This is a genomic window from Gracilinema caldarium DSM 7334, from assembly GCF_000219725.1.
In the GTDB taxonomy this organism is placed as follows: domain Bacteria; phylum Spirochaetota; class Spirochaetia; order Treponematales; family Breznakiellaceae; genus Gracilinema; species Gracilinema caldarium.
Genome location: NC_015732.1, coordinates 1976531 through 2002617, shown reverse-complemented (window position 1 = coordinate 2002617; position 26087 = coordinate 1976531). Strand labels below are relative to the sequence as shown.

Genomic DNA, 26087 nt, shown 5'->3' with positions numbered 1-26087 from the left:
GGAACGTTGTATGGAAGAATTACGGTCGACGGAAGCACTGGATAGAGAAATATTAGAGGATGCTCGAAAAAAGGCAGATCGTATTTTAAAGACTGCTGAGCAGACAATCCTTTCTATAAAAGAACGATGGAATGAAAAATTAAAAACTGATCTCGCAGTTCTTGAACAGGTCTATCATGATCGGACAAAAAAAACAGAAGGGGAAATAATGGCCCGGCTTCCCCTCGATAAGCATCGCCTTCGTTCCGAACGGTCGGAACGTTTATTACGACAGGCTGCCTCAGAATTTTGTGCTTCCCTGTCAAGAGATCGTATACTCTCTTTAGTACGGCAAGAATTGGCGAGTAAATATACTATTGTTTCAGGAATGGGTGGTTTTCCTGAAGAAGACAAGAGTGTTTCAGTTTCCGTTCATGGATTGCTGAAAGAAGAAGCAGATCAGTTGCTTCTTGCAGTATTACCTCATACTACAATAAACTATGCTTCCGAATGCACTTGGTCTGACAAGATTCTCTATCCAGAAATTATTTGTGAAACTGTGAATCTTCGTGTGGTGGTTTCATTTAAAGCAGTAATCGATCAGCTCTTGTTGGATAAACGTTCAGAACTTGCTGTTGCATTGCTGGGAAAGGGAGTGATCAATGATTGAAGGACGCATACACCGAGTTTCCGGCCCTATTGTTCGGGTAAAAGGGCTAGGCGGGGCTGGCCTTTTTGATGTGGTTGAGGTTGGAGAGAATAAAATAATCGGCGAAATAATTCGGATCGAAGGTGATGATGCGGTAATTCAGGTTTATGAGGATGATACAGGCCTTAAGGTTGGTTCAGTAGCCCGTTCTACAGGGCGTCCCCTTTCTGTATTGCTGGGTCCTGGTCTTATTGGAACGATTTATGATGGAATACAGCGCCCCCTCGATACACTGTATCAACAGGACGGTCCTTTCTTAAAACCAGGATCCAGGGGTGAAGCCCTGGATCTTACAAAGAAATGGGAATTTGTCCCCGAACCAGAGCTTTCCGAAAAGCTCACAAAAAAACAGGAAGTAATTGCTTCTACTGGGATGGTGCTAGGTACTATCAGGGAAACTGAAAGTATTACCTGCAAGATTATGGTTCCCCCGGAAGCCGCAGGGAGTCCTTTGGTGGAACTGGCCAGTTTAGGTGAATATACCTGCATGCAAAGCATTGCAAAGACCGCAACGGGAAAGGATATTCCAATTGCCCAATGGTGGCCCGTTCGTTTACCTCGGCCAGTAGCAAAAAAACTTGCTCCCGATACACCCCTATTAACGGGACTTAGGGTCATCGATGTGTTGTTCCCCCTTTCAAAGGGTGGTACCGCTGCAATTCCCGGTGGTTTCGGTACGGGTAAGACCATGACCCAACATGCCATTGCAAAATGGTGCGATGCAGATGTTATCGTGTACATTGGCTGTGGTGAACGGGGTAATGAAATGACCGATGTACTGACCGAATTCCCTCATCTTATCGATCCTCGCTCTGGCCGTTCTCTCATGGAACGGACCATTCTAATTGCGAATACTTCTAACATGCCTGTAGCAGCCCGAGAAGTATCAATATATACCGGTGTTACCCTGGCAGAGTTTTACCGTGATATGGGTTACCATGTCGCTATTATGGCCGATTCCACGAGCCGCTGGGCTGAGGCCCTTCGTGAGCTTTCAGGTCGTATGGAAGAAATGCCTGCAGAGGAAGGATTTCCAGCATATCTCCCCACGCGGCTGGCCGAATTTTATGAACGGGCAGGGCGGGTTAACACCTTTAGTAACCGGGAAGGTTCAGTCTCCATTATTGGTGCGGTTTCCCCGCCGGGAGGTGATTTTTCAGAGCCTGTAACCCAACATACAAAACGCTTTATTCGATGTTTCTGGGCCCTGGATCGGGAACTGGCAAATGCCCGCCATTATCCAGCGATCAGCTGGATCGATAGTTATTCTGAATACGCTGAAGAAGTACAACCCTGGTGGGAGCGGGTAAATCCGCTCTGGTCCAAATTACGCCGTTCTGCTCTGGAATTGCTGAAAAAGGAACAGCGCCTTTCAGAAATTGTGCGTCTTATTGGTCCTGATGCACTGCCGGATGACCAGAAACTCATCCTTATTACTGCAGACATTATTAAAAATGGGTTCCTTCAGCAGAACTCCTTCGATGAAATAGATATGTATTGTGTTCCGGACAAACAGATCCATATACTCGCTCTTATAGTCGAGTTCCATGAACGGGCTATGGGGATTATCAAGTTAGGGGCACCCCTTATGACGATTACAGCTCTGCCAATACGGGAAAAGCTTGCACGGCTTAAGAGCGAAATTAAAAATGATGATAAAGAAGCCTTTATTACCTTTGAACGAGAGATGCGAGACAGCCTTGAAGCTCTAGAACAGAAATACAAGACCAAGGAGGCTGTCCTATGAGGGGGATTGAATATAAACACCTGGAACGAATCGAAGGCCCTGTGGTTATTACAAAACGTAGCAAAGGCGTTGGGTTTGGTGAGGTTGTTGCGGTATATGGTCGAGACCAGAATCGACGGCTTGGGAGGGTTGTTGACCTTAGTGAGGATTGGGCCGCCATTCAGGTGTTTGGTTCAAGTACTGGGCTTTCCGCGGATGATTCCCGGGTGGAATTTCTCGACCGGCCCATGGAACTCCGGGTCGGTACGGGATTGTTAGGCCGGGTGTTTGATGGTCTTGGCCGGACTATCGATGGGTTTGGCGAAATATTTTCTTCTGATATGCGGGATATCAATGGGCTCCCCATCAATCCCTATGCGCGGGTCTATCCCAGGGACTTTATCCAGACGGGTATATCTGCGATAGATGGGATGAATACCCTTATCCGGGGGCAAAAGCTTCCTATTTTTTCTGGAAACGGTCTTCCTCATAATCGCCTGGCAGCCCAGATTGTTCGACAGTCTAAAATACGCAGTGCCGACGAATCCTTTGTGGTGGTCTTCGCCGCCATGGGCGTAAAGTATGATGTGGCCCGTTTTTTTCTGGATGATTTTGAGCGGACAGGTGTACTGGCTAATGTGGTGGTCTTTCTGTCTTTGGCGGATGCCCCGTCGATCGAGCGGCTCATTACACCCCGCTGTGCCCTTACTGCAGCGGAATATCTTGCTTATGAACAGAACATGCATGTCCTGGTTGTTATGACCGACATGACCAACTATTGCGAAGCCCTGCGGGAAGTTTCTTCCATCCGTGGAGAGGTTCCAAGCCGTAAAGGGTATCCAGGATATCTCTATTCTGATCTGGCTTCTCTCTATGAACGGGCGGGTAAAATTCAGGGATCCTCCGGTTCAATTACCCAAATTCCTATTTTAACAATGCCAAACGATGATATAAGCCATCCCATCCCCGACCTCTCTGGCTATATTACCGAAGGACAGATTGTACTCGATAGGGAACTGACTCAACGGGGAGTATATCCCCCGGTTGCGGGGCTTCCAAGTCTTTCACGGCTCATGAAAGATGGTATCGGTCCTGGTATGACCCGGGAAGATCACAAGGATGTTTCTAGCCAGCTCTTTGCAGCCTATTCACGGGTTAAGTCAGTCCGTAATTTGGCCTCCATTATTGGGGAAGAGGAATTGTCCGCATTGGACAAACACTATCTTGTCTTTGGTGAACATTTTGAGCAGGATTTTCTCTCCCAGGGAGAGTATGAAGATCGCAGTATAGAAACGACCCTTGATCTAGGATGGAAGCTTCTTAGCCTTCTGCCGCGGGAAGAGTTACTGAGAATTAAAGAGGAATTACTTCATAAATATCTAGATCCCATTATTGCTCAATCACCACAGAATCAGGAAGATCTTGACGAAGAAGATCCAGAAAAAGGGCGACTTCGCAACGCAGGAAACCGGGGGAGATAATCCATGGCACGGGAACAGATTGCACCAACTAAGAGCAATCTCATCAAAGTAAAGGAACGACTTGCAATTGCCCTAGAAGGCTATGATCTCCTTGAACAAAAACGGGAAATTCTTGTCATGGAATTGATGCAGACTGTAGAGTCCATTAAAATTCTTGAACGGGATCTGGATAAAAAAATAGCTACAGCTTATCCTGCCCTTAAAAAAATGCTTTTAGTTATGGGGAGGGAAAAGGCTGATAGGCTCAGTCGGCATAGCCGACAACGGGTTGAACTGCAGGAAAAACGGGTTATGATTGCCGGGATGAATCTGCCAAGTCTGGATGTAAAACTTTCTGACCTTGAACTTACCTATTCACCAGCGAATTCATTTGCCGAATGTGATGAAACCGTGGTAGAATTCTATGAGCTCCTCAAGATCCTTACAGAATTAGCCGCGGTGCGGACTATTGCGTGGCGATTAGCCCGGGAGGTGCGAAAGACACAACGACGGGTTAATGCTCTAGAAAAACAGGTTATTCCAACCGCCCGGGAAACTAAATCGTATATTGAGTCATCTTTGGAAGAACGGGAGCGGGAAGCTTTTTTTTCCAGTAAGCTATTAAAAAGGAAGGCTGGTAAAGAATGATGGGACCTCTCTTTTCAAATATTCTTGTTGCTGTCTCAGGTTCTGATGCATCAATCCATGCGGCTAAATATGCAATAATCATGTCCAAGCTGTATCATTGCAGACTTAGTGCTGTGTATGTGGTCGACACAGCAACGATACGACAATTAACACTGAGTAAAATTTTTATTCAAGAAGAGAGTCAAGAATATGAACAGAGCCTTGAAGCAAATGGGAACAGATATCTTTCCTTCATCACTGAATTGGCTAAGACTAAAGGTGTAAAAGTAGAAACTGAACTACGGCGTGGGGCGGTATATACTGAGATCCTTGCCGCTGCTGATGATCGGAAGATTGACCTTATTGTACTAGGTGGATGGGAAAAGGACCGGAGTGCCCGGGATATAATATCCCATTCCCATCGAGAAATTATGGTTAATGCAAAGTGCTCTGTATTTGTGGTAAAGGAACCTAATATTGATCAACTTTTTAAACAAGCCTAGGAGTTTTACTTCATGAGAATTGCCATTGTGTACGCGCAGAAGCAAAAGTCCCCTGTATCTGAAGCAATTAAAGCTCTTGCCAGAGGTATGGAATCTATGGGACACCGAATCGATTTACTTGATGCCTGGACCGATGATGGTGTTCGGCTCCCCGGTTATGAATATATTGTAATTGCCGCTGAAACGGTTTCGCTTTTTGGCGGCCGGCTCCCTGAGGCTCTGCCAAAAGTCTTGTCTAATGCCAGTTCTCTTGTGGGGAAAAAAAGTGCAGCATTTTTAGTAAAAACCACTCCTTGGACGACTAAAGCTATGACTAACCTTATGCGGGTCATGGAAAAGGAAGGCATGTTTGTGAACTGGTCTGACATTATTATCAATAGTGAACAGGCAGAGGCTCTAGGTAAACGAATTGGCGCATAAGTGGAAAATTACTATCAAATTCTCGGGTTAGAGCAATCCGCTTCAGATGAACAAATAAAACGGGCCTTTCGTGAGCGGGCAAAAAAAGTCCATCCTGATATTGCAGGGGAAGCAGGCAAGCATGAAATGCAAAAATTGCTTACTGCCTATGAGACCCTTTTGAACCAGGAACGGCGGGCAGAGTATGACCGGGCATATACCCGATTTACCAAACACTATGACTTCGATTATCGTGCTTTTTTAAAAGAACGGAAGGATGATCCCGAAAGTCAGGCAAAACTTATCTTTTTTGATCTTTTGCACCTGGAAGAAGAGGAAGCTCTTGAGGTCTGGCATGGGCTTGGTGGTCTCGATTTTCCCCTTGATGCGTATCTTGATCGGGAAGATTGGATGGACTGTTCTTTTATTCTTGCAGAAGAACTGGATAAACGAGGCCTTTATTATGAAGCTTTCATGTTACTAATTGATATCATCCGTGAAGAGCGGCGAAAGCCCTATTTTCGTCATTTTATGGATGAGGTAGATATCTTTTTAAAAAACCTGGTTCGTACCAAGCTAAACCATGCTGTTGATGATGAGCTCCTCGTAGAATGTATGGAAGAACTCATCGATTTAGGGTATTCTCGTAAAGATGAAGCTCGATGGTTGAGGATCATGGCAGAAGCTTTGGTACGCCTCGATTTACTGGCTGAAGCCAGGACTGCCCTGCAAGGAGCTCTTGAGCGTGATCCAGAGCTTCCTAATGTAGTCCTGTTAAAACGCCGGCTCGGATTGGCCGCAAAATAGGGAATTGTACATGATACGACTGAAAAACAAAGAACAGATCGCAGGTATTCGTGAATCTTGCAAAATGCTCAGCTCTATGTTTAAAGAACTAACTCCTCTTGTAGTCCCGGGAGTTGAGACAAGAGACCTTGACCAATGGGTCCAGCATTGGATAAAAAAGGCCGGTGGCAAACCTGCTTTTTTACAGTATGGTGATGATGATAATCCCTTTCCTGCGGCCCTCTGTGTATCCATAAATGAAGAAGTTATTCATGGTATTCCTTCCAAACGAAAAATTGTTCCAGGCGATTTAGTATCCCTTGATTGCGGTATTAATCTTGGGGGATATTTCAGCGACATGGCTATGACCATAGAGGTTGGCGAGGTAAGCGATGAAGCCAAACAGCTCAATCGGGTTACAAAAGAATGTTTGGATAAGGCCATTGAGCAGGCAAGATTTGGCAACCGGATACTGCAAATTGCCCGGGCTGTGTATAACCACGCCACCGGCTACGGTTATGGCGTGGTTCATCAATATTGCGGCCATGGGGTCGGTTTTTCGCCCCATGAAGACCCTCAGGTCCCAAACAATCCTCGGGGACCCAATCCACGGATGATAGAGGGGCTTGTCATTGCCATCGAACCGATGATTAATCTGGGAACCGCTGAGGTGGATGTCCTTGACGATGGCTGGACCGTTGTAACAGCGGACCGAAAAATATCCTGCCATTGGGAGCATACGGTAGCAATTTTTGAAGATCATACCGAAGTACTCACTTTATAAAACAGTGTAACCAATCCGCATAAAAAATTATTATATTTATATATAGAGAATGGAGGTTACAATGTCTCTGTACGAAAAACTCTCATCCAAGAAATTTTTTATTTTTAATTTAGTACTACTCGGCACGTTGTTTGGCTTTTCCCTTGCGTTCTTTTCCTTTTCCATAGCAAAACCGGCGGATAAACAGGTGGCTCATGCTCAGTCTGTGCAAACCCCGGTCAGCTCCGATGCTCTGGTGGTTGCAGAAAGCCTACAAAAAGCCTTCCGCTCAGTGGCTGATGCGGTATTACCGGTAGTTGTTCAGGTTAATACTGTAGAAATTCAAAAACAGCAGGTTCCCCAATTTAACGGTATTCCCTGGGAGTTTTTCTTTGGTACCCCTCAGGATAATGATCAAAAAAATCAGGAACGGGAGTATCGATCCAAGGGAGTGGGGTCCGGGATTATTGTTCGAAAGAACGGAACAACCTACTATGTTTTAACGAACAACCATGTAGCAGGTTCTGCATCTGAGATCAGTATAACCATGAATGACGGTCGGGAATTTAAGGCTAAGCTCGTCGGCAAGGATGAACGAAAAGATCTAGCCCTTATTTCATTTGAGTCCAAGGAAAACTTTCCTGTAGCAGTTCTTGGCGATTCTGATCAGGTAAAGGTTGGCGACTGGGCTATCGCAGTAGGCAGCCCTCTGGGGTTAAGTTCCTCGGTGACCATGGGCATTGTCAGTGCAGTTGGCCGGACTGGAGGACCCGCAGGAAATATTAACGACTTTATTCAGACCGATGCGGCCATTAACCAGGGTAACTCGGGTGGCGCATTGGTAAACATTCGGGGTGAGGTTATCGGCATTAATACCTGGATCGCCTCTCCTTCCGGTGGTTCTGTAGGGCTCGGTTTTTCCATCCCGGTCAATAATGTTAAACGGGCCATCGACGATTTTATTACCAAGGGACAGGTCAAGTATGGCTGGCTTGGTGTGTCCCTCATCGATGCGGATAAAGACATTGCCGCTGAGCTGGGTATTCAAAACCGGAAGGGTGCTCTGGCCTCGCAGATTTTTATTGGGTCCCCTGCAGAGAAGGGTGGTATTCAGCCTGGTGACTATATCATCAAGCTGAACGACAAAGAAGTCAGAAATCGGGATCAGCTTGTACTTGCGGTCGGTGACCTCAAGGCCGGTGAACAGGCTACCTTTGTGGTTATCCGCAACGGTAGTGAAAAAACTATTCGGGTTAAGATTGATGAACGGAAGGACGATGTGGTGGCGGACAACAGTAAATTGTGGCCCGGTATGATCGTTACGCCCATCAATGATGAAATCCGCCAAGCCTTAAAGCTTGATGCCAAGGTTAAAGGCCTCTATGTTGTAGAGGTGATTACCAAGAGTCCTGCCGCCGTTATGGGTCTTCAACGGGGAGACATTATAGTAGGCGTAAACGGTGAGAGTGCAAAGACTCTGCCAGACTTCTTCCGTCTTTTGAACGACAAGACTAAGAAGGATCTCTGGTTCGAAGTCCAGCGGGGTGAAACTACCCTGGAAACGATGAGATATAAGCGACCTTAAAGGTTGTAAAAAGTATTATATGGTGGGCACTTTTTAAAACTCGAGCAGTTGAGAAAGGTGTCTACAACTGCATAAATATAAAATTGTAAACAATCTTGAAAAATATAAGTCGAAAGGTTATATTACTAATAAACTTTTGGTTTTAAACATACTGTGAGGAGGAAGAGTTAAATGAAAAAAGGAATACGCATAATTGTTTTGTTATCCCTTGTTTTATTTGCTGTATCATGTACTACTTTTAAATTCGAGGGTGCACAGGTAACTCGGGAGATACCAAGTTATAATACGGTAGGAACCTTTGATATTTCTGTAAAGGTGCATGAATTTTTAGGTGCGTCTGGAGGTTCCAATCTTTTTAATGTCACTGCAGATAAAATGAATACAATAATTTATGATGCAATCCAGCGAGAAATTCAAAAATATACTGGTGATGCAGCGGTTAATATTTCTATAGAATATGAGGCAAATTTTATCGATTTGCTTTTAAATGGTATTACCTATGGGATTTATGCACCTGCAACGGCTCATATTAAAGGCACGATTGTAAAGTACAATAAATAATTTTGCTTTATTGAGATAGGTTGATGAGCACCATCAACCTATTTATTGTATGGTTAATATATGAATAAAAAAAATAATATTGTTATAAATTTATTTTGGCTATTTTTGTCGATTTTTATATCTTGTAGTAGTACTGAAGAACAATTGTTACGGAAGTCCTATAACGATTTATGTAAAGCGATAACTATGAATAATGTTACTGTAATAGATGACGTAGCCCCTTTTCTTTTAGAAGAAAAAAATCGACAGGCATTTCTTGCATTACAAGAACTCTGTAATTCGCATCCATCCTTCCATGTTACGATTTTGGATTCAAAACGAGCAATTATTCAACTAAGGGATCCGGCACATACAGTATTACCCTTTGAGCTTGATCAATCAGGTAGATGGTTACTTAAAGAAACCTTTCATCAGGTATATAGAATTGATTTTATCCCTGCTAACAATTAATACTATTAGGAGATACCATAAGTCTTACTCAAAATCTTAGAATTAAGCAGATTTTATTCCTATCCGAAAATTGGGTAGCCTTATTTGTATTGATTTTGTTTTTTACTTAAAAAAATCTTGATTAATGTTCAAACAATTATAGGATCGATTAGAAAAACAAATTAAGAAGGTATGCGCTTTTTGTAAAAAATATGAAAAATATTAAAAAAGGGCTTGCAATAATGTAAAAGTGGTGTTATTATCCTTTCCACGCGCTGCGCGTTAGTGTAGTGCATGCATCTGATCTGTTGCGTTGCCGATAATTCTGTTGGTGATTTTCAGCTGCAATGCATTATTACCCTATTGTGTTCAACATCTTTGGATAAGGTGTTGGTTGTTTTGTTTTTGCCATTAGCTGGAAATGGATTGCTGAACACATTCTGTGTTTGTTGGAATATTCAGTAATCAACGGTAAAAAATAAAAAAATAGCAGCAAGGTGCTTGACAAGCAAAAGCGGGATGTGATAAGTTCTCGCCTGTCGCTGCGAAAGCGACGGGAAGCTGGCACGAAAGTTGCTAGCAAATAGAAAAGCCTGAGCAGTAACGAAGTGTTATTGAGGGCGCGATGATCTTTGGTAAATGTAGGGAAGGGAAGTAGACATAGAGAAATCTATGCAGCCACTTCTGTACTGGAAGGTGCAGGAGAGAGCGTACAAGATAGAGCAGGACTCTAATGGTAATCTTTCGGGCTTCGGCCCGTAAGAAATATATCATGGAGAGTTTGATCCTGGCTCAGAACGAACGCTGGCGGCGCGTCTTAAGCATGCAAGTCGAGCGGTAAGCTGTAGCAATACAGCCTAGAGCGGCGGACTGGTGAGTAACACGTGGGTGACCTACCCTTAGGATGGGGATAGCCACTAGAAATAGTGGGTAATACCGAATGTGGTTACCGGGCTGTGGCCTGGTAAAGAAAGGAGCTTTGGCTCCGCCTGAGGATGGGCCCGCGTCCCATTAGCTCGTTGGTGAGGTAACGGCCCACCAAGGCGATGATGGGTAGCCGGCCTGAGAGGGTGAACGGCCACACTGGGACTGAGATACGGCCCAGACTCCTACGGGAGGCAGCAGCTAAGAATATTCCGCAATGGACGAAAGTCTGACGGAGCGACGCCGCGTGGATGATGAAGGCCGAAAGGTTGTAAAATCCTTTTGTCGATGAAGAATAAGCATGGGAGGGAATGCCCGTGTGATGACGTTAGTCGGCGAATAAGCCCCGGCTAATTACGTGCCAGCAGCCGCGGTAACACGTAAGGGGCGAGCGTTGTTCGGAATTATTGGGCGTAAAGGGCGCGTAGGCGGTCCTGTAAGCCCGGCGTGAAAACCTGGAGCTCAACTCCGGGCCTGCGCTGGGAACTGCGGGACTAGAGTCATGGAAGGGAAGTTGGAATTCCAGGTGTAGGGGTGAAATCTGTAGATATCTGGAAGAACACCGGTGGCGAAGGCGAACTTCTGGCCAATGACTGACGCTGAGGCGCGAAAGTGCGGGGAGCAAACAGGATTAGATACCCTGGTAGTCCGCACCATAAACGATGTACACTAGGCGTTGGGTCGAGTGACTCAGTGCCGAAGCTAACGTGATAAGTGTACCGCCTGGGGAGTATGCCCGCAAGGGTGAAACTCAAAGGAATTGACGGGGGCCCGCACAAGCGGTGGAGCATGTGGTTTAATTCGATGGTACGCGAGGAACCTTACCTGGGTTTGACATACGGGGGAAGGCGGTAGAGATATCGCCGCGTCGCAAGACGCCGCCGTACAGGTGCTGCATGGCTGTCGTCAGCTCGTGCCGTGAGGTGTTGGGTTAAGTCCCGCAACGAGCGCAACCCCTACTGCCAGTTACTAGCAGGTAAAGCTGAGGACTCTGGCGGAACTGCCGGTGACAAACCGGAGGAAGGTGGGGATGACGTCAAGTCATCATGGCCCTTATGTCCAGGGCTACACACGTGCTACAATGGTCGGTACAAAGCGAAGCAAAACCGCGAGGTAAGAGCAAAGCGCAAAAAGCCGATCGTAGTTCGGATTGAAGTCTGAAACCCGACTTCATGAAGGTGGAATCGCTAGTAATCGCGCATCAGCACGGCGCGGTGAATACGTTCCCGGGCCTTGTACACACCGCCCGTCACACCATCCGAGTTGGAGGTACCCGAAGCCGGTAGTCTAACCCGCAAGGGGGGACGCTGTCGAAGGTACGTCTAGTGAGGAGGGTGAAGTCGTAACAAGGTAGCCGTACCGGAAGGTGCGGCTGGATCACCTCCTTTCACAGTGAAAGGTAAATAATGAGGTATCGATAAGAGCCTCATGAAAAGCTTCGAAAGAAGCTCAAGCATTCCGAAAGGGATGTACAGTATTCGTATCCGGCTGGGATACGGGTACATTGCTCAGTTTTGTAGTCTACTTCTTTTCCCTTTTATTTGAATATAACGCAGGGAGACTTGCGATATAGATAACCGTCTGAGCGGGGATATAGCTCAGCTGGCTAGAGCGGCGGCTTTGCAAGCCGTAGGTCAGGGGTTCGAATCCCCTTATCTCCAAAAGGTCTTTGAATGACAGGAAATTGGGGATTCGAAGGCCGCGCAGCGCATCGTGAATACGATGAATAGCGTGCATGGATGCACGCGTCAGCAAGCGGCCCGGCCTAGAGTGAAGTTCCGTGATGGAACTGAACGGAAGGCGAATTCCCTTATCTCCAAGACAATGGGGATTCGACGTTGGAAACGACGAGAAAACCCAAAAGATGCTGCGACCTGGAAGGGAACGCAAGCAATGGTATTTGACAGGGTGCTCACTGAGAAGAGAGCGACGAGGGAAGGGCAAGAAGAAGACGTTCTTACGGGAGTAAGAGCGGGAACGATAATATGGTCAAGCGAAGACGGGTTCATAGGTGGATGCCTAGGAGTCGCGAGGCGAAGAAGGCCGTGGTAAGCTGCGAAAAGCCAGGTGGAGGAGCACACATCCCGAGATGCCTGGATAGCCGAATGGGGTAACCCGGCAGACGAGAGTCTGTCATCCGACCGCTGAATAGATAGGCGGCGGAAGCGAAACTGGGGGAACTGAACCATCTCACGTACCCCGGGAAGAGAAATCAACAGCATCGCAAGATGCACGAGATTCCGAAAGTAGCGGCGAGCGAAATCGGAAGAGCCTAAACCAGCTTTAGCTGGGGTTGTAGGGCCGCATGGGCGCAAGCCGCGGAGGTGAAAAATCATATCTATAGTGGAACGGTTCTGGGAAGGCCGGCCAGAGAGGGTGAAAGCCCCGTAGACGAAATGGATATGACTCCGTGATGCGGTACCTGAGTACGGCGAGGCACGAGAAACCTTGTCGGAATCTGGGTCGACCACGATCCAAGGCTAAATACTCCGCGACTACCGATAGTGCAGAAGTACCGTGAGGGAAAGGCGAAAAGAACCCCGGTGAGGGGAGTGAAAGAGAACCTGAAACCATGAACCCACAACAGGTCAGAGCATCCGCAAGGGTGTGATGGCGTGCCTTTTGTAGAATGAGCCTGCGAGTTACGATAGCGAGCGAGGTTAAGGCGTGGAAGCGCCGGAGCCGGAGGGAAACCGAGTCTGAACAGGGCGCAAAGTTCGTTGTCGTAGACCCGAAGCCAAGTGATCTAGTTACGGGCAGGTTGAAGCTCAGGTAAAACTGAGTGGAGGACCGAACTCTAGTGTGATGAAAAACGCAGGGATGACCCGTGACTCGGAGTGAAAGGCTAAACAAACTTGGAAATAGCTGGCTCTCCCCGAAATGCCTTGAGGGACAGCCTCATACAAATGTGCTGGAGGTAGAGCACTGGATGGACTAGGGGGCTTCACCGCCTACCAAACCCAACCAAACTCCGAATGCCAGTACACAACGTATGGGAGTGAGACTGCGGGCGACAAGGTTCGTAGTCGAGAGGGAAACAGCCCAGACCGTCGGCTAAGGTCCCGAAATACCGCTCAGTGTAAAATGATGTGTGATTGCGAAGACAGCCAGGAGGTTGGCTTAGAAGCAGCCATTCCTTTAAAGAGTGCGTAATAGCTCACTGGTCGAGTAGTCATGCGCAGACAATGTAACGGGGCTAAGCGGTATACCGAAGCCACGGAATCTACTCGCGAGGGTAGGTTGGTAGGGGAGCATTCCACAGACCGACGAAGGTGGCCTGGAAAGGTAGCTGGAGGGAGTGGAAGAGAGAATGCAGGTATAAGTACACGAAAAGACGGGTGAGATCCCCGTCCGCCGAAAGCCTAAGGATTCCTGGGTAAAGGTCATCTGCCCAGGGTAAGTCGGCCCCTAAGGCGAGGACGAAAGTCGTAGTCGATGGGAAACTGGTGAAGATTCCAGTACCTTAGCAAGTTTCGAAGGGATGACGCATGAGGTGAAACCCGGCCGGAGACTGGTAGTTTCGGTCGAAGCACTGAGCTGGAGAGGGGCGTAGGCAAATCCGCGCTCTGAGGTGAGGTGTGACAGCGAGGCGATCTACGGAAAGCTGAAGCGGGCGTAATCACGGTGCCAAGAAATAATCTCTAAGGATAGGCTTGTTAAGACCGTACCGTAAACCGACACAGGTAGGCGGGATGAGCAATCTAAGGCGCTCGAGAGAACTCGCGTTAAGGAACTCGGCAACATGCACACGTAACTTCGGGAGAAGTGTGGCCTTTTCTGGTTTAGCAATAAGTCAGGGGAGGTAGCATAAAGCAGTCCCAGGCGACTGTTTACCAAAAACACAGGCCTCTGCGAATCAGCAATGAGACGTATAGGGGCTGACACCTGCCCGGTGCCGGAAGGTTAAGAGGAGCGGTTAGCCGCAAGGCGAAGCTGTGAATCGAAGCCCCGGTAAACGGCGGCCGTAACTATAACGGTCCTAAGGTAGCGAAATTCCTTGTCGGGTAAGTTCCGACCCGCACGAATGGTGTAACGATCTGGGAGCTGTCTCAACGCGAGACTCGGTGAAATTTAAGTACCGGTAAAGATGCCGGTTACCCGTGGTTAGACGGAAAGACCCCGTGAACCTTCACCGTAACTTATCATTGGGACTTGATTCGACATGTGTAGGATAGGTGGGAGACTAGGAAGCATGGCCGTTAGGCTGTGTGGAGTCGCCGGTGAAATACCACCCTTGTCGGATTAGGTTTCTAACGGTGCCCTTGAAGCAGGGTATCGGACAATGATAGGTGGGCGGTTTGACTGGGGCGGTCGCCTCCCAAACAGTAACGGAGGTGCGCGAAGGTCGCCTCGCGCTGGTTGGAAATCAGCGTACGAGTGTAAAGGCACAAGGCGGCTTAACTGCGAGACTGACAGGTCGAGCAGGTACGAAAGTAGGTCTTAGTGATCTGGCGGTAGCGAGTGGAAGCGCCGTCACTTAACGGATAAAAGGTACTCCGGGGATAACAGGCTGATCTTCCCCAAGAGTTCACATCGACGGGAAGGTTTGGCACCTCGATGTCGGCTCATCGCATCCTGGGGCTGGAGCAGGTCCCAAGGGTTTGGCTGTTCGCCAATTAAAGCGGTACGTGAGCTGGGTTCAGAACGTCGCGAGACAGTTCGGTCCCTATCTGCCACGGGCGATGGATGGTTGAGAGGAGCTGCTTTTAGTACGAGAGGACCGAAGTGGACGAACCTCTGGTGTACCTGTTGTTCTGCCAAGGGCAAGTGCAGGGTAGCTATGTTCGGAAGGGATAACCGCTGAAGGCATCTAAGTGGGAAGCCCACCTCAAGATGAATCATCCCTGAGGGTATAACCCTCCTAAAGGCACCAGGGAGACTACCTGGTTGATAGGCTGGAGGTCTACGTACAGTAATGTACTCAGCCGACCAGTACTAATATGCCGTGAGGCTTGACCATATTATCGTTCTAGAAGAAACCTTCTTGCCAGTCTTATAAACCCTGTCTAACAGGATAATGAACTGATGATTGTGAACAGCACCGTCGGTTCATATGTCACGATCTTTATAACCTAGTAAGTATTGCCTGGTGACCATAGTGGAGGTGTTACACCCGTTCCCATTCCGAACACGGAAGTTAAGCCCTCTAACGCCGATGATACTGCCCCTCGAAGGGGTGGGAAAGTAGGTAGTCGCCAGGCTTTTTTTTATCCTAAGGCCTCTTTAGAAAGATAATGAATTACACATAACTCTTGAAGAAATACGATTTCAATAGTAAAGTAGAGTAAGGCATATGATGAATATAGCATGAAAGGATAACCATATGACAGAAAAGGATTATCAATACCAGCTTGTAACATTTCAACTAGGCGAAGAACACTATGGCATAGATATAATGGATGTAAAAGAGATAGTTCGTCTTCAAGATATACGACCTATTCCAAATGCCCCTTCATATGTAGAAGGAATAATTAATCTTCGTGGTGAAATTATTCCAATTATTAATTTACACAAAAGGTTCCATATAAAACGAGCTGTAATAGGTGAAGATGAGGAATTATTATCAGGTTTTATCATAATCGATGTAGATGGCATGAAATTAGGGGTTGTAATTGATAAAATTGCAAGGGTTGTTACTATAGAAAACGAACAGATTCAAGCTCCGCCACAGATGCTGAGCGGTATTGGGGCTGAATATATCCAGGGTGTAATACAAAACGAGGACGGCTATTTAATTATCTTGGATATCCGCAGACTCTTTAATCCAAAAGAATTACAAAAGATTAATGAACTACGTCATTAATAATTAAAATTGAGGGATTGGATGAACATAAATGTGTACTCGCCAACAATACGGCGAAAAGAAATGGATGCCGTATTGTCTGCTTTGGTTGATGATGCCCTGGGCCCAGGTGAACTTAACGTAAGACTCCTTACTGTGGCTAAGGAATACTGTAATTATGATTATGCGGTAAGTTTCAGAAGTCCCGCTCTTGCTTTATTCTATGCCCTGAAAGCATTAAATATACCCCAACATGAAGGGGTCCTTATTTCTGCCCTTTCGCCTTTTTATTATATTCAAGTGCTCAAAGATAGTTCCCTTATGCCTATCATTGCTGATGTGGACGAACATAAAGGAAACTTAACTAAGAACACAGTATCTAAAGCCATACAGGATACAACAGTACCGGTTCGCTGTATTATTAATCATCATACCCTGGGTTATGCTCCGAATACTACTGACCTTATCGAATTAGGTATTCCTATTATCGAAGATATATCCCGAAGTTATGGAACCAATATAGGTGAGCTCAAAGTAGGATCCCTGGGGACTTTAACCCTTTTAGGTCTCGAAGAACGGGACGTTCTTACCGCTGGCGGTGGGGCGATACTGTATGCCTCTAATAGGCGTGAAGCTGCTGCTCTGAAACAGTTTGCCGAACTTCCTCCTGAATATCAGCTTCCAGATATGAATGCAGCTATGGCGGTCGTACAATTTAAAGAACATGAAAAGAATTATAGTCGAAGAAAAGAAATAGCAGAGGTCTTGCTGCAAGCTTCTTTACGGACACGGCATAAAAGATTTGTACAACTTGATGTAACAGAATATAATAATTATTCATTTCCTCTCGTATTACAAACTGGTATGAAGGATGTGATTACCTACGCACATAAAAAGGAAATCTCTGTTGAAAACGCTTTTAACGATACGGTAATAGTCAAAATGGCTGAATTACAATCATCTTGTCCAAATGCTTACTCACTTTCTTTACGCACGGTACTCTTTCCGTTGTATCCGCGTCTTTCCGGTAAGCAGATAGAAAAAATTGCGAAAGTCCTCGCTACATTGCCATAGGTATAGAAATAAGTGAGAAGGAAAGGAAGCAATGGGAAAACGTATATTGTTAATTGTAAATCTTCATAAGGCCAATGCTTCCCATTTTATGCTCGAGATACAATCCGTTTTGGAATCTAAGGGACATTCGGTCCAGCTATGTCCCTTTGAAGGAAAACCGGAAATATCACCAAATGGCGGATATGATATAGCTTTTACCCTTGGTGGGGATGGTACTGTACTCTATGCAAGCCGATGTATGGCGCCTCTTGGGATTCCCATATTCCCGATAAATATTGGAACCCTTGGATTTATTGCTGCGGTCCATCCAGCACAATGGGAACAAACCTTTGAGCTATGGCTACATAATGCAATCCCCGTATCAAAAAGACTGATGCTGGCGGTTGAACTTTGGCGAGGTAGCGATCTTATCGATACTAAATTTTGCCTTAACGATGCAGTTATTTCCGCTTCAGGTATAGCGAAGATCATACGGCTCGATGTGAGCACGGGATCTGCCAATCTGGGGCCTTTCCGTGCGGATGGGCTTATTATTGCGACTCCAACCGGTTCAACAGCCTATTCTGTCGCCGCAGGAGGTCCTATTCTTGATCCTGAATTGGAAGCCTTTATCATCAATCCTATTTGTCCCTTTACCCTATCCAATAGACCTATGGTAATCCCTGCCTATGAACAGATTATCGTAGAAGTTGAACAGGATCAACGAAGTAATGTACTCTTGACCATCGATGGTCAAGAGGTTATTCAATTGAGGGAAGACGACCAGCTTATTATGCAAAGGGCGCCATTCTCGGTTAGCATTATTGCCTCAGATCGTAAAGAATTTTACAAGGTTCTGCGTACAAAATTGAATTGGTCGGGAGGGCCCGATGCTTGAGGAACTTATTATTAAGGATTATGCACTGATAGACAAACTTTCTGTTCATTTTGATACTGGTCTCAATATAATTACCGGAGAAACTGGTGCAGGCAAATCTATTATTATTGGTGCCTTGAGTTTTCTGTTGGGTGGTAAAGCGGATATTGATATCATTCGCACCGGCTGTGAAGAAGCAAGTGTATCTGGAGTCATATCTATAAGAACAGAGAATAAGGATGTTACAGCATGGCTACTTGATAAGGATATTTCCACAGATGATGGGCATATCATAATTCGCAGAAACTTAAAAAAGTCAGGCAGAGGATCTATTTATATTCAGGATGTGCCTGTCACAAGGAATGATCTATTAGAACTCACCGCGTATCTCTTCGATATTCATGGTCAGCATGAACATCAAGCTCTTTTAAAAAAAGAGAATCACCGTCGTTATTTGGATCGTTTTGCTGGTATAGAAGAAGAAGTTCAGGCATTTACTGCCCTTTTTTTTAAATTATCTGAAAAACGTAAAGAATTCGACGCCTCTATAGAATCTGAGAAACAACGGAATGAAAAACAGGAACTTTTAACCTTTGCCATTCAGGAGATTGTTAAGGCTAATCCGAAAGTTGGAGAAATTGCAGAGCTTGAGGCAGAGGCAAAAAAACTTGCTGAATATGAAAAATTATCTGCTTTGGTTTCAAATGCCGCTGAGACCCTTTCCCATTCTGAACTTTCTGCCATACCGCTTATCAGAAAGACAAAAACTGCCCTCGAATCTGCATCGTCTATAGATCCTTCTTTATCTGTGCTTGCTCAGCGGTTTTCTGACTTGTATTATGAACTTGAGGATGCATCGGATCAATTATCCGAATATAAGGAATCTTTAAGGTTTGATGCAAACCGGCTGGAAGCAATTGAAGAGCGGCTTGCAGTTCTTTTTAAGTTACGGAAGAAGTATGGCGAAACAGAAGAAGCTATTCTTGCTTACCAAAAGCAAGCGGAAGCTGAACTCGATAGACTTTCAAAAATTGAAGAGGATCGGGCTTTATTAAAAACAATAATTTCAAAACTTGAACAGGATATCAGTCATAAAGCTTCTGAAATTACGAGCAAACGACAGAGTGCAGCGAAAATACTTGCAGATCGTATTACTTCGATCTTGAGCACTCTGGGTATGCCGAAAGCCCAGTTTGTAATACAAGTGCAAACTAAAGGTATGAATGGAAATTCCAAAATTATAGGCCCCTATGGAGCCGATGACATTGAATTTTTAATTTCAGCGAATCTTGGAGAGCCTGTTAAGGAACTATCAAAAATTGCCAGCGGCGGTGAACTTTCACGGGTTATGCTTGCAATTAAAACCGTTTTAGCCAATACTGATACTGTGGAAACCCTTGTTTTTGATGAAATAGATACCGGAATCGGTGGAGAGGTCGCCCTTTCGGTCGGGGAACATCTTGCTCAAGTTGGAAAGACGAAGCAAATTTTCTGTATTACCCATCTTGCATCAATTGCAGTCCGTGCAGATAATCATTTAAAAGTAGAAAAAAGAATAGACAGTGGGCGTACTATTACCACGCTTCGATGTTTAGAACCTTTTGAGCGTAGAGAAGAGATAGCCCGTATGTTAGCAGGGGATGCCGCAGCTAATGCCGCCCTAGCACATGCGGATGAATTATTGTTAAAATATAATAGAGGGGGAAAATAATGCCAAAGATCTCCCAAGAAGAAAGGCATCAGTATTTTGAACGAATTAAGCCATATAAAGATGCCACTGAAGCCATATTAGCCCGAGAACGAAGTATCTTATCTCTTATGCAGAAGGACCCAAATGGGATTGCCTATAAAAAATTAACATTAGCCGACGAAATGCTCAATCTTGCTTCGTATTATTTAGTGATGAACGGTATTTCTCAATCTGTTTTAGGGGTAAAAAATGAAGAGCCTTTAAATGAAGCTCGAAAAGCTCTCTACAAGTCGATTATTTATCTTGAAGAAGTTGTTACGAATTTTATAGATGTGCCCTATTTTGATTATGCAGAAAAACTTAAGGAACTGGATGGGCTTAATGCAGAACGCCGTTATGCCTTAATCCGTAAATTGGGACTTGCTATTCAGCTGGTAGAGGATGCCTATGGTGATAATACCAAATGGAAATGGGCCTTTGTTGAGCTTGAGGGACGTTTTGCAACGGTTGCTAAAAACATATTTGATCTTAAAAATGCAGTATCTAATTTTGATCCCCGATCTCCTGATTATGAAATTAGCGTATATCATATGAGAACAATTAAGCGGCTCCTTATGCAGGCTGCTGATCGATACAGAGAAAAATATGAACTTTCTACCAACCGAATTGATGATTTTAAGCAGGCAATCAATTATTTAGGTGCCCTAAAAAGAATCCATATACTTCTCGGTGAGCGGGACGAAGCAGAAACGGTAAAGAAAAAGCAAGACATTTGGTCTGCAAAACTGGATGCGGATCAAAAGAAAAAAGAATCTCCTATAATTTCCAAGAAGTAATACATGGTGGAACTTGTGTGTCTTATTTTTGTAGATCTCGTTAAATACTTGTACCCCAATTCATCAAATCTGTGATATATTTGCTTCGTAACCGTAAATTACATCAGGTTGAAGCTATTGTTAGATTTCATCACGTTTTTCCTCTTTTTATGCTTATTCTAGTTAATAATAAATTTTATAATTTGTTATAGTTGTTTTCTCGTTATCACCATCTGATGTATTTGGTATTGTTATTCAAATAAATGCTTTTCATTGTATTATACCCAAATCGAGGCGGGTCCAACACTGAAAAAGAGGATATAATAGTATCAGAAGAATCAAGTATTAAACCAACCCATTTTCTATTTGATTTATAAAATCCTATACGAAATGGCAATATTGAATTTAATATTTTATATCCCAGACTAGAATAAACTATTGCTGATGAATCTTTTAAGCAATCTGCATAATTTATCGTATAAGTGGAGTCTGCATTATACCAAACTTCGATTGCGACTCGATTCCACTTTGGTTCCTCATTATCTCCCTAAATCCCCAACTCATACCATTCTGTGCCAGCATAGATGTCGCCTCAAGAGGAGGGGGCAAGTATGCGATATAGTCAACGATTACGGAACGCAGTGTTACGGAAGGTCTTACCACCAGAGAGTCAAAACATAAGTGCAGTGAGTGCTGAGTTTGGTATAGCGATACAAACAATCCAACGATGGATAAGTGCTGCACAATCTGGTACAATAGACCGTGAGGATACACATGTTCCTCCATACCGGAAACCTTTAGCATAGAAGTTTGAGTATGTGCTAGAAGCTGCCCGATTATCTGAAGCAGACAAATGTTTGTGGTTGCGGGAACAGGGGATCCATGAAGAACATCTCACTCTCTGGGAACAGGAGCTTCGAAGCAGTATGGCGAACAAACAACAGGATCAAGCCGCAGAGCTTGCAGCACTCAAAAAAAAACTCGAATCGACCTTGGGGGTAGACGAGGACGATTAATCCGAGAAGAAGACCGCCGGCATGTTATTACCCTGATTGATGAAGCGGTAGCGGCAGGGGCCCGGCGGTGGAAGTGTTGTGAAGTGGTCGGTATCAGCATGCGGACCTTACAACGATGGCGGGCTGGACTGCTTACTGACCGCCGAAAAGGTGCACCAAAGCGGGTTGCCAACAAACTTGATGAAGTGGTTATTGCTGAAGTCATCGAAACCGCCTGTTCACCGGAGTATCGGAATGATACCTCATTACAACGACGAACTAATATCGCTGCTCCGGTTAAACGACACAGGCCACCCGAACGAGAAGCGACTGGACCAAACCAGGTCTGGAGTTGGGATATCACCTATCTTCCCCTCAACATTAAAGGTTTCTTTGTGTACGCCTATGTGTTTTTAGATATTTTGAGTAGAAAGATTGTCGGCTAGGAGATTCATAACCGAGAGACACCAGAATTAGCGAGCCAGTGTTTTGAACGAATAGTTGCACGGAATGGAGCACGGCCTCAGTACCTGCATTCTGATAATGGGAATCCTATGAAGGGGATGTCGATGCTGTTGATGCTCTATTCATTTGGGGTCATTCCTTTCTATTCGCGTCCCCGTGTATCAAATGATAATGCCTATAGTGAGGCTTTATTTAAAACCACAAAATATGTGCTTTTGCTAGTTTTTTTTATAATATCTTGCATAGAAAACATATTTAATAAAACTTCATTGTTAGAATATTCATGCAAATATCCTAACAATGCTGTCGTATAATCTTCACCGGCAAATCCTTCAATATATTTAAAAATATACTTATCCATAAATCGTCATTGTGCCGAAGGTGTCCGCAGAACATTTGCTTAACCTGCATTTCCGGCCCGAAGGGCTTAGCATGATTTGTACCGAGCGTAGCGACTAGCACAAATCATGTCAACAGGAAATGTCCAGGAAATGTCAAGTTGAAGTAGTTGTTAGGCTTCTTGAATTCAAGTCAAGATCCTAAAAATTGGTATTTTCCATAAAAAATGATGCTTATACATATCACAATCTTTTTTTTCTATAAACTCTTCAACAACGATAGCCAAGTCACTTGATGTTATATTATTAAGTTCATTACCCAATTCAGGATTTGATAATTTTGGATAACCGAGATGCCCCCATTCTGCAGTTTTCTTTAAATAGACCGAAGGATTAATCATTTCTCGATCGGTAACTTCAATGTCTGGCATAGATAAAATATCACTTTTTATTAATTCTTGTTTTTCTGCCATTATCATGGAAGTCTCAACCCATCCAGCATGAAAATCAAATTTATACTTTTTCAACAGTATTTCAAGTTCACTACTTAGGTTGGCTCCATTTTTAGGTCGTTTTCCAGAAAATACAATAGAACCAAGAGGAGATATTGCAACATCGCCATATTTTGAATTAATCATTTCGCAAGCTTTTTCTACACATATTTGATGCATTGGATCACCATGAGAAGCAACTACTATTATATTCTGAAAACCAAACTGAGCAAGATTTTGAAGGACACTATAGAGGACTTTCCTTACATCTTTAGCTCGTTGATACAGACAGCCAGGGAAGCCTTTCATTGAACCGGCAGCTACCGGTAGAATTGGCATCATAATACAATTTAAATTTGGTTTGTTTTTTTCTAGAATGTTTATTGCCTTCTTTGCCCATGTTTCACCAAGAAATATATCTGTCCCCAAAGGTAAATGATGACTATGTTCTTCAACAGGTGCTATTACTTGGAAAAAAACTGTTTCAGATCTGGGCATTTTTTCTAATTCACACCAAGAAATATCTAATAGATTTATCATATTAATACATCCTTCACTTGAACTTCTATAGTTACAGAAGGTCCCATTAGATTTTTTATCTCTCTTCCATAACCAATGATTGCTAAATGTTTTTTTTCAATATACTGGAATAGCCTCTTCCATGTGTCACCAGATGTAAAGAAAGAACCACGATGAATGATTCTGACACCTTTGCCTTCAGATAGAGAAAGGGGATATATTTCCTTTATTACATTTCCTTCAGTTGGTTTACTAGTCTTTATAAATATTTTTGATTCTTTATTATCATTTTCATCATTCATATTGTGAAGTATTAAGTGGGGTGGAATAAATGACAATCCAGAAGACATCCCCCATGCATATACTTCACTCAATCTCTCAGAAACGGCATTTTCATCAGACAAGTCCACTTCTTTATAAATACCAGACATAGACTCTAACTCTATTATCTCTGGTTCTTCTTGTTTTTCTTCGCTAAAATTATTTATCATTTGTTCAAGTCTAGCCTTGATATTATCAATATTAATTGATAAACGCTCGATCTCTTTACGTCTTCCAACTAATACATCGTATAAACAATTTTGATTAGGATGACTAGTCACTAATATTTTCTTGATTTCATCAAGAGATAGACCACAATTTTTAAATATTAGGATTTGCTGTGCAATAATAACAGAATTATCATCATAATATCGATAACCCGTATCCCAATCTACCTTGGGCCTACTGAAAATGTCTAAAAATGATATTTCAAAACTTTTTTACGTTAAAATGGGTTTAATTTAGTATACTAAAACTTTCAAATATGATTTATGAGGTTTAAAACCAAGTAAAAATAAAAAGCGCATAAAAAGATCCCTCAGGATTTTTTCACAGTTGGTCAGCAATACACATACCATAATTGCTGTTTCACTAGTTTCGCGTAATTTTTCATAGATTGTACCAAGACCAAACTTTCGTTTCATATATCCAAAGCCACCTTCAATCGCTTGTCGAATGGCTTCGTCAAGTCTTTGAATCTTTCGTAGCTGTCGTACTATCTTTTTATTCTCTAATGTTTCTTTAATCGGTCTGCCTAAGGGTGGTCCAGACAATCGTATTCCTCGAGCTTCACAATAGGCTCGGTTTGCTCGTGTCCGATATATTTTATCGGCATGCACCGATTCCGGATATCGACCACATCGCCTCTTATATTTTTCTATTTGTGTTGGCAAATCTTCTTGTTCGTTATAGGGTTCCCATTGTAATCGATCTATAAAAATCATCCCGTGTTCGGTCATCGATGCTGATAGTTTTGCTCCGAATTCAAAGGCCGCTTTTGCTTTACCTCGGGCTATTGGTCGTACATGGGGTTGACTGATACTGACGATTTTTCCCGATATCGAATGGGTCTTTCCCTTATACATCTGTACCTGTTGCCGGTAAACCTCATGTATCACGATAAGATCACGTCGCTGTTTTGCACTCAACGTTGTACTGGGAACCTTGTTTTGTAATTCATTGATAGTCCGTAAATTACGTCGTATGTATTGGAGTTGGGTCCGAATCGCTCTGCGTATTTCTTTTTTTGTTCTTCGTCGCCCTCGTATAAAATTGAGATATTTGATACGGGCCTGTTTTCTATAGGTTCGTGGTTTTATGGTGAGCTCACTCGCTTCATATAACGTATCAATTATCTTTTCTGTTTTCCTTCGCGCTTCATCCAATAAAGTGACATCATGGGGATGCCGGATATCCTGGGGGACGCACGTGGCATCTATAATGAGTTGCCCTCGATTTCCATGATCATGGTCATCCTTTTGGTTTTCTTTGTTCTGTTTTTTTTCAGATTCTGCTTCTACCTGTTCTTGATACCGTTTCGCTATCAACTCATTTATCTTTGCTATTGCATCAGGTCCAAGCCGTTTTCGAAAATGAACCATCATGCTTGGATCAAAGGGTTTTTCATCTTTGTAAGATTCATATCCTAAAAAATATTGCAGGTAATGGTTCTCTCGTATTGTTTCTACCGTTTCTTCATCTGTTAATTGTAATTTCTCTTTTATCAATAATGATCCCAAGGCGAGCCGTACGGTCTTGGCTGTTCTTCCAATTCGTTTTGAAAAACATTTTTTATATTCAGCTTCTATCTCTTCCCATGGAATAATTGCGGCTAATCGTACCCATCGATTATCTTCTCGTAAATGTCCTCCGAAGGGTACATAAAAGTCTTCAAACTCAGGTACCTGTTCCTTTCCTTATACATCGTTACCCCATAGTAAAGTGCACGCTTTTTAAGGCCTTACCCCTTTCTTCCGTGCACTTCTTATTGAGATTATCTCTGTATTTGCTTCTTTTGTAAAGAGTTGTTTGTTTTTCAGGAAGCCCTACCTTTGCAGGTTTTAACAAATTTATTTCATCATAAAAACGCAGCATTTTTTTTGAAAGCTGAGATATTGCTGCAAACTGTCCAATAGTGTACATATTTACACCTCCTCATTACAGGGTAAAGGTTCCCATAATGGGAAAGTCAATAGTAAAATTATTCTTTTGTGCCGAAGGCGTCTAGCTAACATTTACTTAACCTGCAAGGCGTCTTTACATAAAAGTGCACGTCCATAGGACCAGACGT

General features: G+C 43.9%; 22 protein-coding genes, 1 tRNA gene, 3 rRNA genes and 2 pseudogenes. 23 read left to right on the top strand and 5 right to left on the bottom strand.

Annotated features, from left to right (window positions below):
* Nucleotides 1-10 precede the first annotated feature (10 nt).
* The 23 genes and pseudogenes from SPICA_RS09250 to SPICA_RS15920 form a co-directional block, all read left to right on the top strand.
* Nucleotides 11-649 (top strand): hypothetical protein, encoded by a 639-nt coding sequence (locus SPICA_RS09250; RefSeq protein ID WP_013969246.1) that lies wholly within the window; start codon nucleotides 11-13, stop codon nucleotides 647-649.
* Nucleotides 642-2435, top strand: a complete 1794-nt coding sequence (locus SPICA_RS09245) for a V-type ATP synthase subunit A (RefSeq protein ID WP_013969245.1) — start codon at nucleotides 642-644, stop codon at nucleotides 2433-2435. Before SPICA_RS09250 ends, SPICA_RS09245 begins: the two co-directional genes overlap by 8 nt.
* Nucleotides 2432-3895, top strand: a complete 1464-nt coding sequence (locus tag SPICA_RS09240) for a V-type ATP synthase subunit B (RefSeq protein WP_013969244.1) — start codon at nucleotides 2432-2434, stop codon at nucleotides 3893-3895. Before SPICA_RS09245 ends, SPICA_RS09240 begins: the two co-directional genes overlap by 4 nt.
* Before the next feature lie 3 nt (nucleotides 3896-3898).
* Complete coding sequence (locus SPICA_RS09235; protein ID WP_013969243.1) at nucleotides 3899-4522, top strand: V-type ATP synthase subunit D; 624 nt, start codon at nucleotides 3899-3901, stop codon at nucleotides 4520-4522.
* Nucleotides 4519-5004, top strand: a complete 486-nt coding sequence (locus SPICA_RS09230) for a universal stress protein (protein ID WP_013969242.1) — start codon at nucleotides 4519-4521, stop codon at nucleotides 5002-5004. The genes SPICA_RS09235 and SPICA_RS09230 overlap by 4 nt, the downstream gene beginning before the upstream one ends.
* A 12-nt stretch (nucleotides 5005-5016) precedes the next feature.
* A complete protein-coding gene (locus tag SPICA_RS09225) occupies nucleotides 5017-5424 on the top strand; it encodes a hypothetical protein (RefSeq protein WP_013969241.1) in 408 nt (135 codons plus the stop codon).
* Complete coding sequence (locus SPICA_RS09220) at nucleotides 5425-6210, top strand: J domain-containing protein (protein WP_013969240.1); 786 nt, start codon at nucleotides 5425-5427, stop codon at nucleotides 6208-6210. It begins immediately after the preceding gene.
* Nucleotides 6211-6220: 10 nt separating this feature from the next.
* Nucleotides 6221-6973, top strand: a complete 753-nt coding sequence (gene map, locus SPICA_RS09215; protein WP_013969239.1) for a type I methionyl aminopeptidase — start codon at nucleotides 6221-6223, stop codon at nucleotides 6971-6973.
* A 61-nt stretch (nucleotides 6974-7034) separates the two neighbouring features.
* Nucleotides 7035-8537: a DegQ family serine endoprotease gene (locus tag SPICA_RS09210; protein WP_013969238.1), complete on the top strand. Its 1503-nt coding sequence runs from the start codon at nucleotides 7035-7037 to the stop codon at nucleotides 8535-8537.
* A 171-nt stretch (nucleotides 8538-8708) separates the two neighbouring features.
* Entirely contained in the window at nucleotides 8709-9098 is a 390-nt protein-coding gene (locus tag SPICA_RS09205) for a Bor/Iss family lipoprotein (RefSeq protein WP_013969237.1), read from the top strand.
* A 60-nt stretch (nucleotides 9099-9158) separates the two neighbouring features.
* Nucleotides 9159-9548: a hypothetical protein gene (locus SPICA_RS09200; RefSeq protein WP_013969236.1), complete on the top strand. Its 390-nt coding sequence runs from the start codon at nucleotides 9159-9161 to the stop codon at nucleotides 9546-9548.
* Nucleotides 9549-10296: 748 nt separating this feature from the next.
* A 16S ribosomal RNA gene (locus SPICA_RS09195) occupies nucleotides 10297-11839 on the top strand.
* A gap of 199 nt (nucleotides 11840-12038) precedes the next feature.
* A tRNA-Ala gene (locus tag SPICA_RS09190) sits at nucleotides 12039-12112 on the top strand.
* A gap of 326 nt (nucleotides 12113-12438) precedes the next feature.
* Nucleotides 12439-15411, top strand: a 23S ribosomal RNA gene (locus tag SPICA_RS09185).
* Between the two features lie 125 nt (nucleotides 15412-15536).
* Nucleotides 15537-15652: ribosomal RNA gene (gene rrf / locus SPICA_RS09180) — 5S ribosomal RNA — on the top strand.
* Together the 16S, 23S and 5S rRNA genes with 1 tRNA gene alongside form the textbook arrangement of a ribosomal RNA operon.
* 122 nt (nucleotides 15653-15774) lie before the next feature.
* Nucleotides 15775-16254, top strand: coding sequence for a chemotaxis protein CheW (locus SPICA_RS09175; RefSeq protein ID WP_013969235.1), 480 nt, complete (start codon nucleotides 15775-15777; stop codon nucleotides 16252-16254).
* A gap of 21 nt (nucleotides 16255-16275) precedes the next feature.
* Nucleotides 16276-17307, top strand: coding sequence for a DegT/DnrJ/EryC1/StrS family aminotransferase (locus SPICA_RS09170; RefSeq protein WP_013969234.1), 1032 nt, complete (start codon nucleotides 16276-16278; stop codon nucleotides 17305-17307).
* 31 nt (nucleotides 17308-17338) lie between these two features.
* The gene (locus SPICA_RS09165; protein ID WP_013969233.1) at nucleotides 17339-18184 is read left to right on the top strand and encodes an NAD(+)/NADH kinase; all 846 of its coding nucleotides are present in this window, start codon (nucleotides 17339-17341) and stop codon (nucleotides 18182-18184) included.
* Nucleotides 18177-19874 (top strand): DNA repair protein RecN, encoded by a 1698-nt coding sequence (recN, locus tag SPICA_RS09160; protein WP_013969232.1) that lies wholly within the window; start codon nucleotides 18177-18179, stop codon nucleotides 19872-19874. Before SPICA_RS09165 ends, recN begins: the two co-directional genes overlap by 8 nt.
* Entirely contained in the window at nucleotides 19874-20689 is an 816-nt protein-coding gene (locus tag SPICA_RS09155) for a hypothetical protein (RefSeq protein ID WP_013969231.1), read from the top strand. Before recN ends, SPICA_RS09155 begins: the two co-directional genes overlap by 1 nt.
* 590 nt (nucleotides 20690-21279) lie before the next feature.
* Nucleotides 21280-21474, top strand: coding sequence for a hypothetical protein (locus tag SPICA_RS15450; protein WP_156789655.1), 195 nt, complete (start codon nucleotides 21280-21282; stop codon nucleotides 21472-21474).
* A 12-nt stretch (nucleotides 21475-21486) separates the two neighbouring features.
* Complete coding sequence (locus SPICA_RS14875; RefSeq protein ID WP_052296358.1) at nucleotides 21487-21684, top strand: hypothetical protein; 198 nt, start codon at nucleotides 21487-21489, stop codon at nucleotides 21682-21684.
* Between the two features lie 296 nt (nucleotides 21685-21980).
* Nucleotides 21981-22106, top strand: a pseudogene (locus SPICA_RS15920) (DDE-type integrase/transposase/recombinase); the annotation flags it as partial.
* Nucleotides 22107-22303: 197 nt separating this feature from the next.
* On the opposite strand, the gene SPICA_RS15735 reads toward SPICA_RS15920, so the two are convergent.
* From SPICA_RS15735 to SPICA_RS09125, 5 genes and pseudogenes are all read right to left on the bottom strand, one after another.
* Nucleotides 22304-22489 (bottom strand): hypothetical protein, encoded by a 186-nt coding sequence (locus tag SPICA_RS15735; RefSeq protein ID WP_052296356.1) that lies wholly within the window; start codon nucleotides 22487-22489, stop codon nucleotides 22304-22306.
* A 165-nt stretch (nucleotides 22490-22654) separates the two neighbouring features.
* On the bottom strand, nucleotides 22655-23497 hold the full coding sequence (locus SPICA_RS09140) for a creatininase family protein (RefSeq protein WP_013969230.1): 843 nt from the start codon (nucleotides 23495-23497) through the stop codon (nucleotides 22655-22657).
* Nucleotides 23494-24078, bottom strand: a complete 585-nt coding sequence (locus SPICA_RS09135; protein WP_041396196.1) for a GyrI-like domain-containing protein — start codon at nucleotides 24076-24078, stop codon at nucleotides 23494-23496. The genes SPICA_RS09140 and SPICA_RS09135 overlap by 4 nt, the downstream gene beginning before the upstream one ends.
* A 180-nt stretch (nucleotides 24079-24258) precedes the next feature.
* A pseudogene (locus SPICA_RS09130) lies at nucleotides 24259-25689 on the bottom strand (IS5 family transposase); the annotation flags it as partial.
* 34 nt (nucleotides 25690-25723) lie between these two features.
* Complete coding sequence (locus SPICA_RS09125) at nucleotides 25724-25939, bottom strand: MerR family DNA-binding transcriptional regulator (protein WP_041396195.1); 216 nt, start codon at nucleotides 25937-25939, stop codon at nucleotides 25724-25726.
* Between the last annotated feature and the right edge of the window lie 148 nt (nucleotides 25940-26087).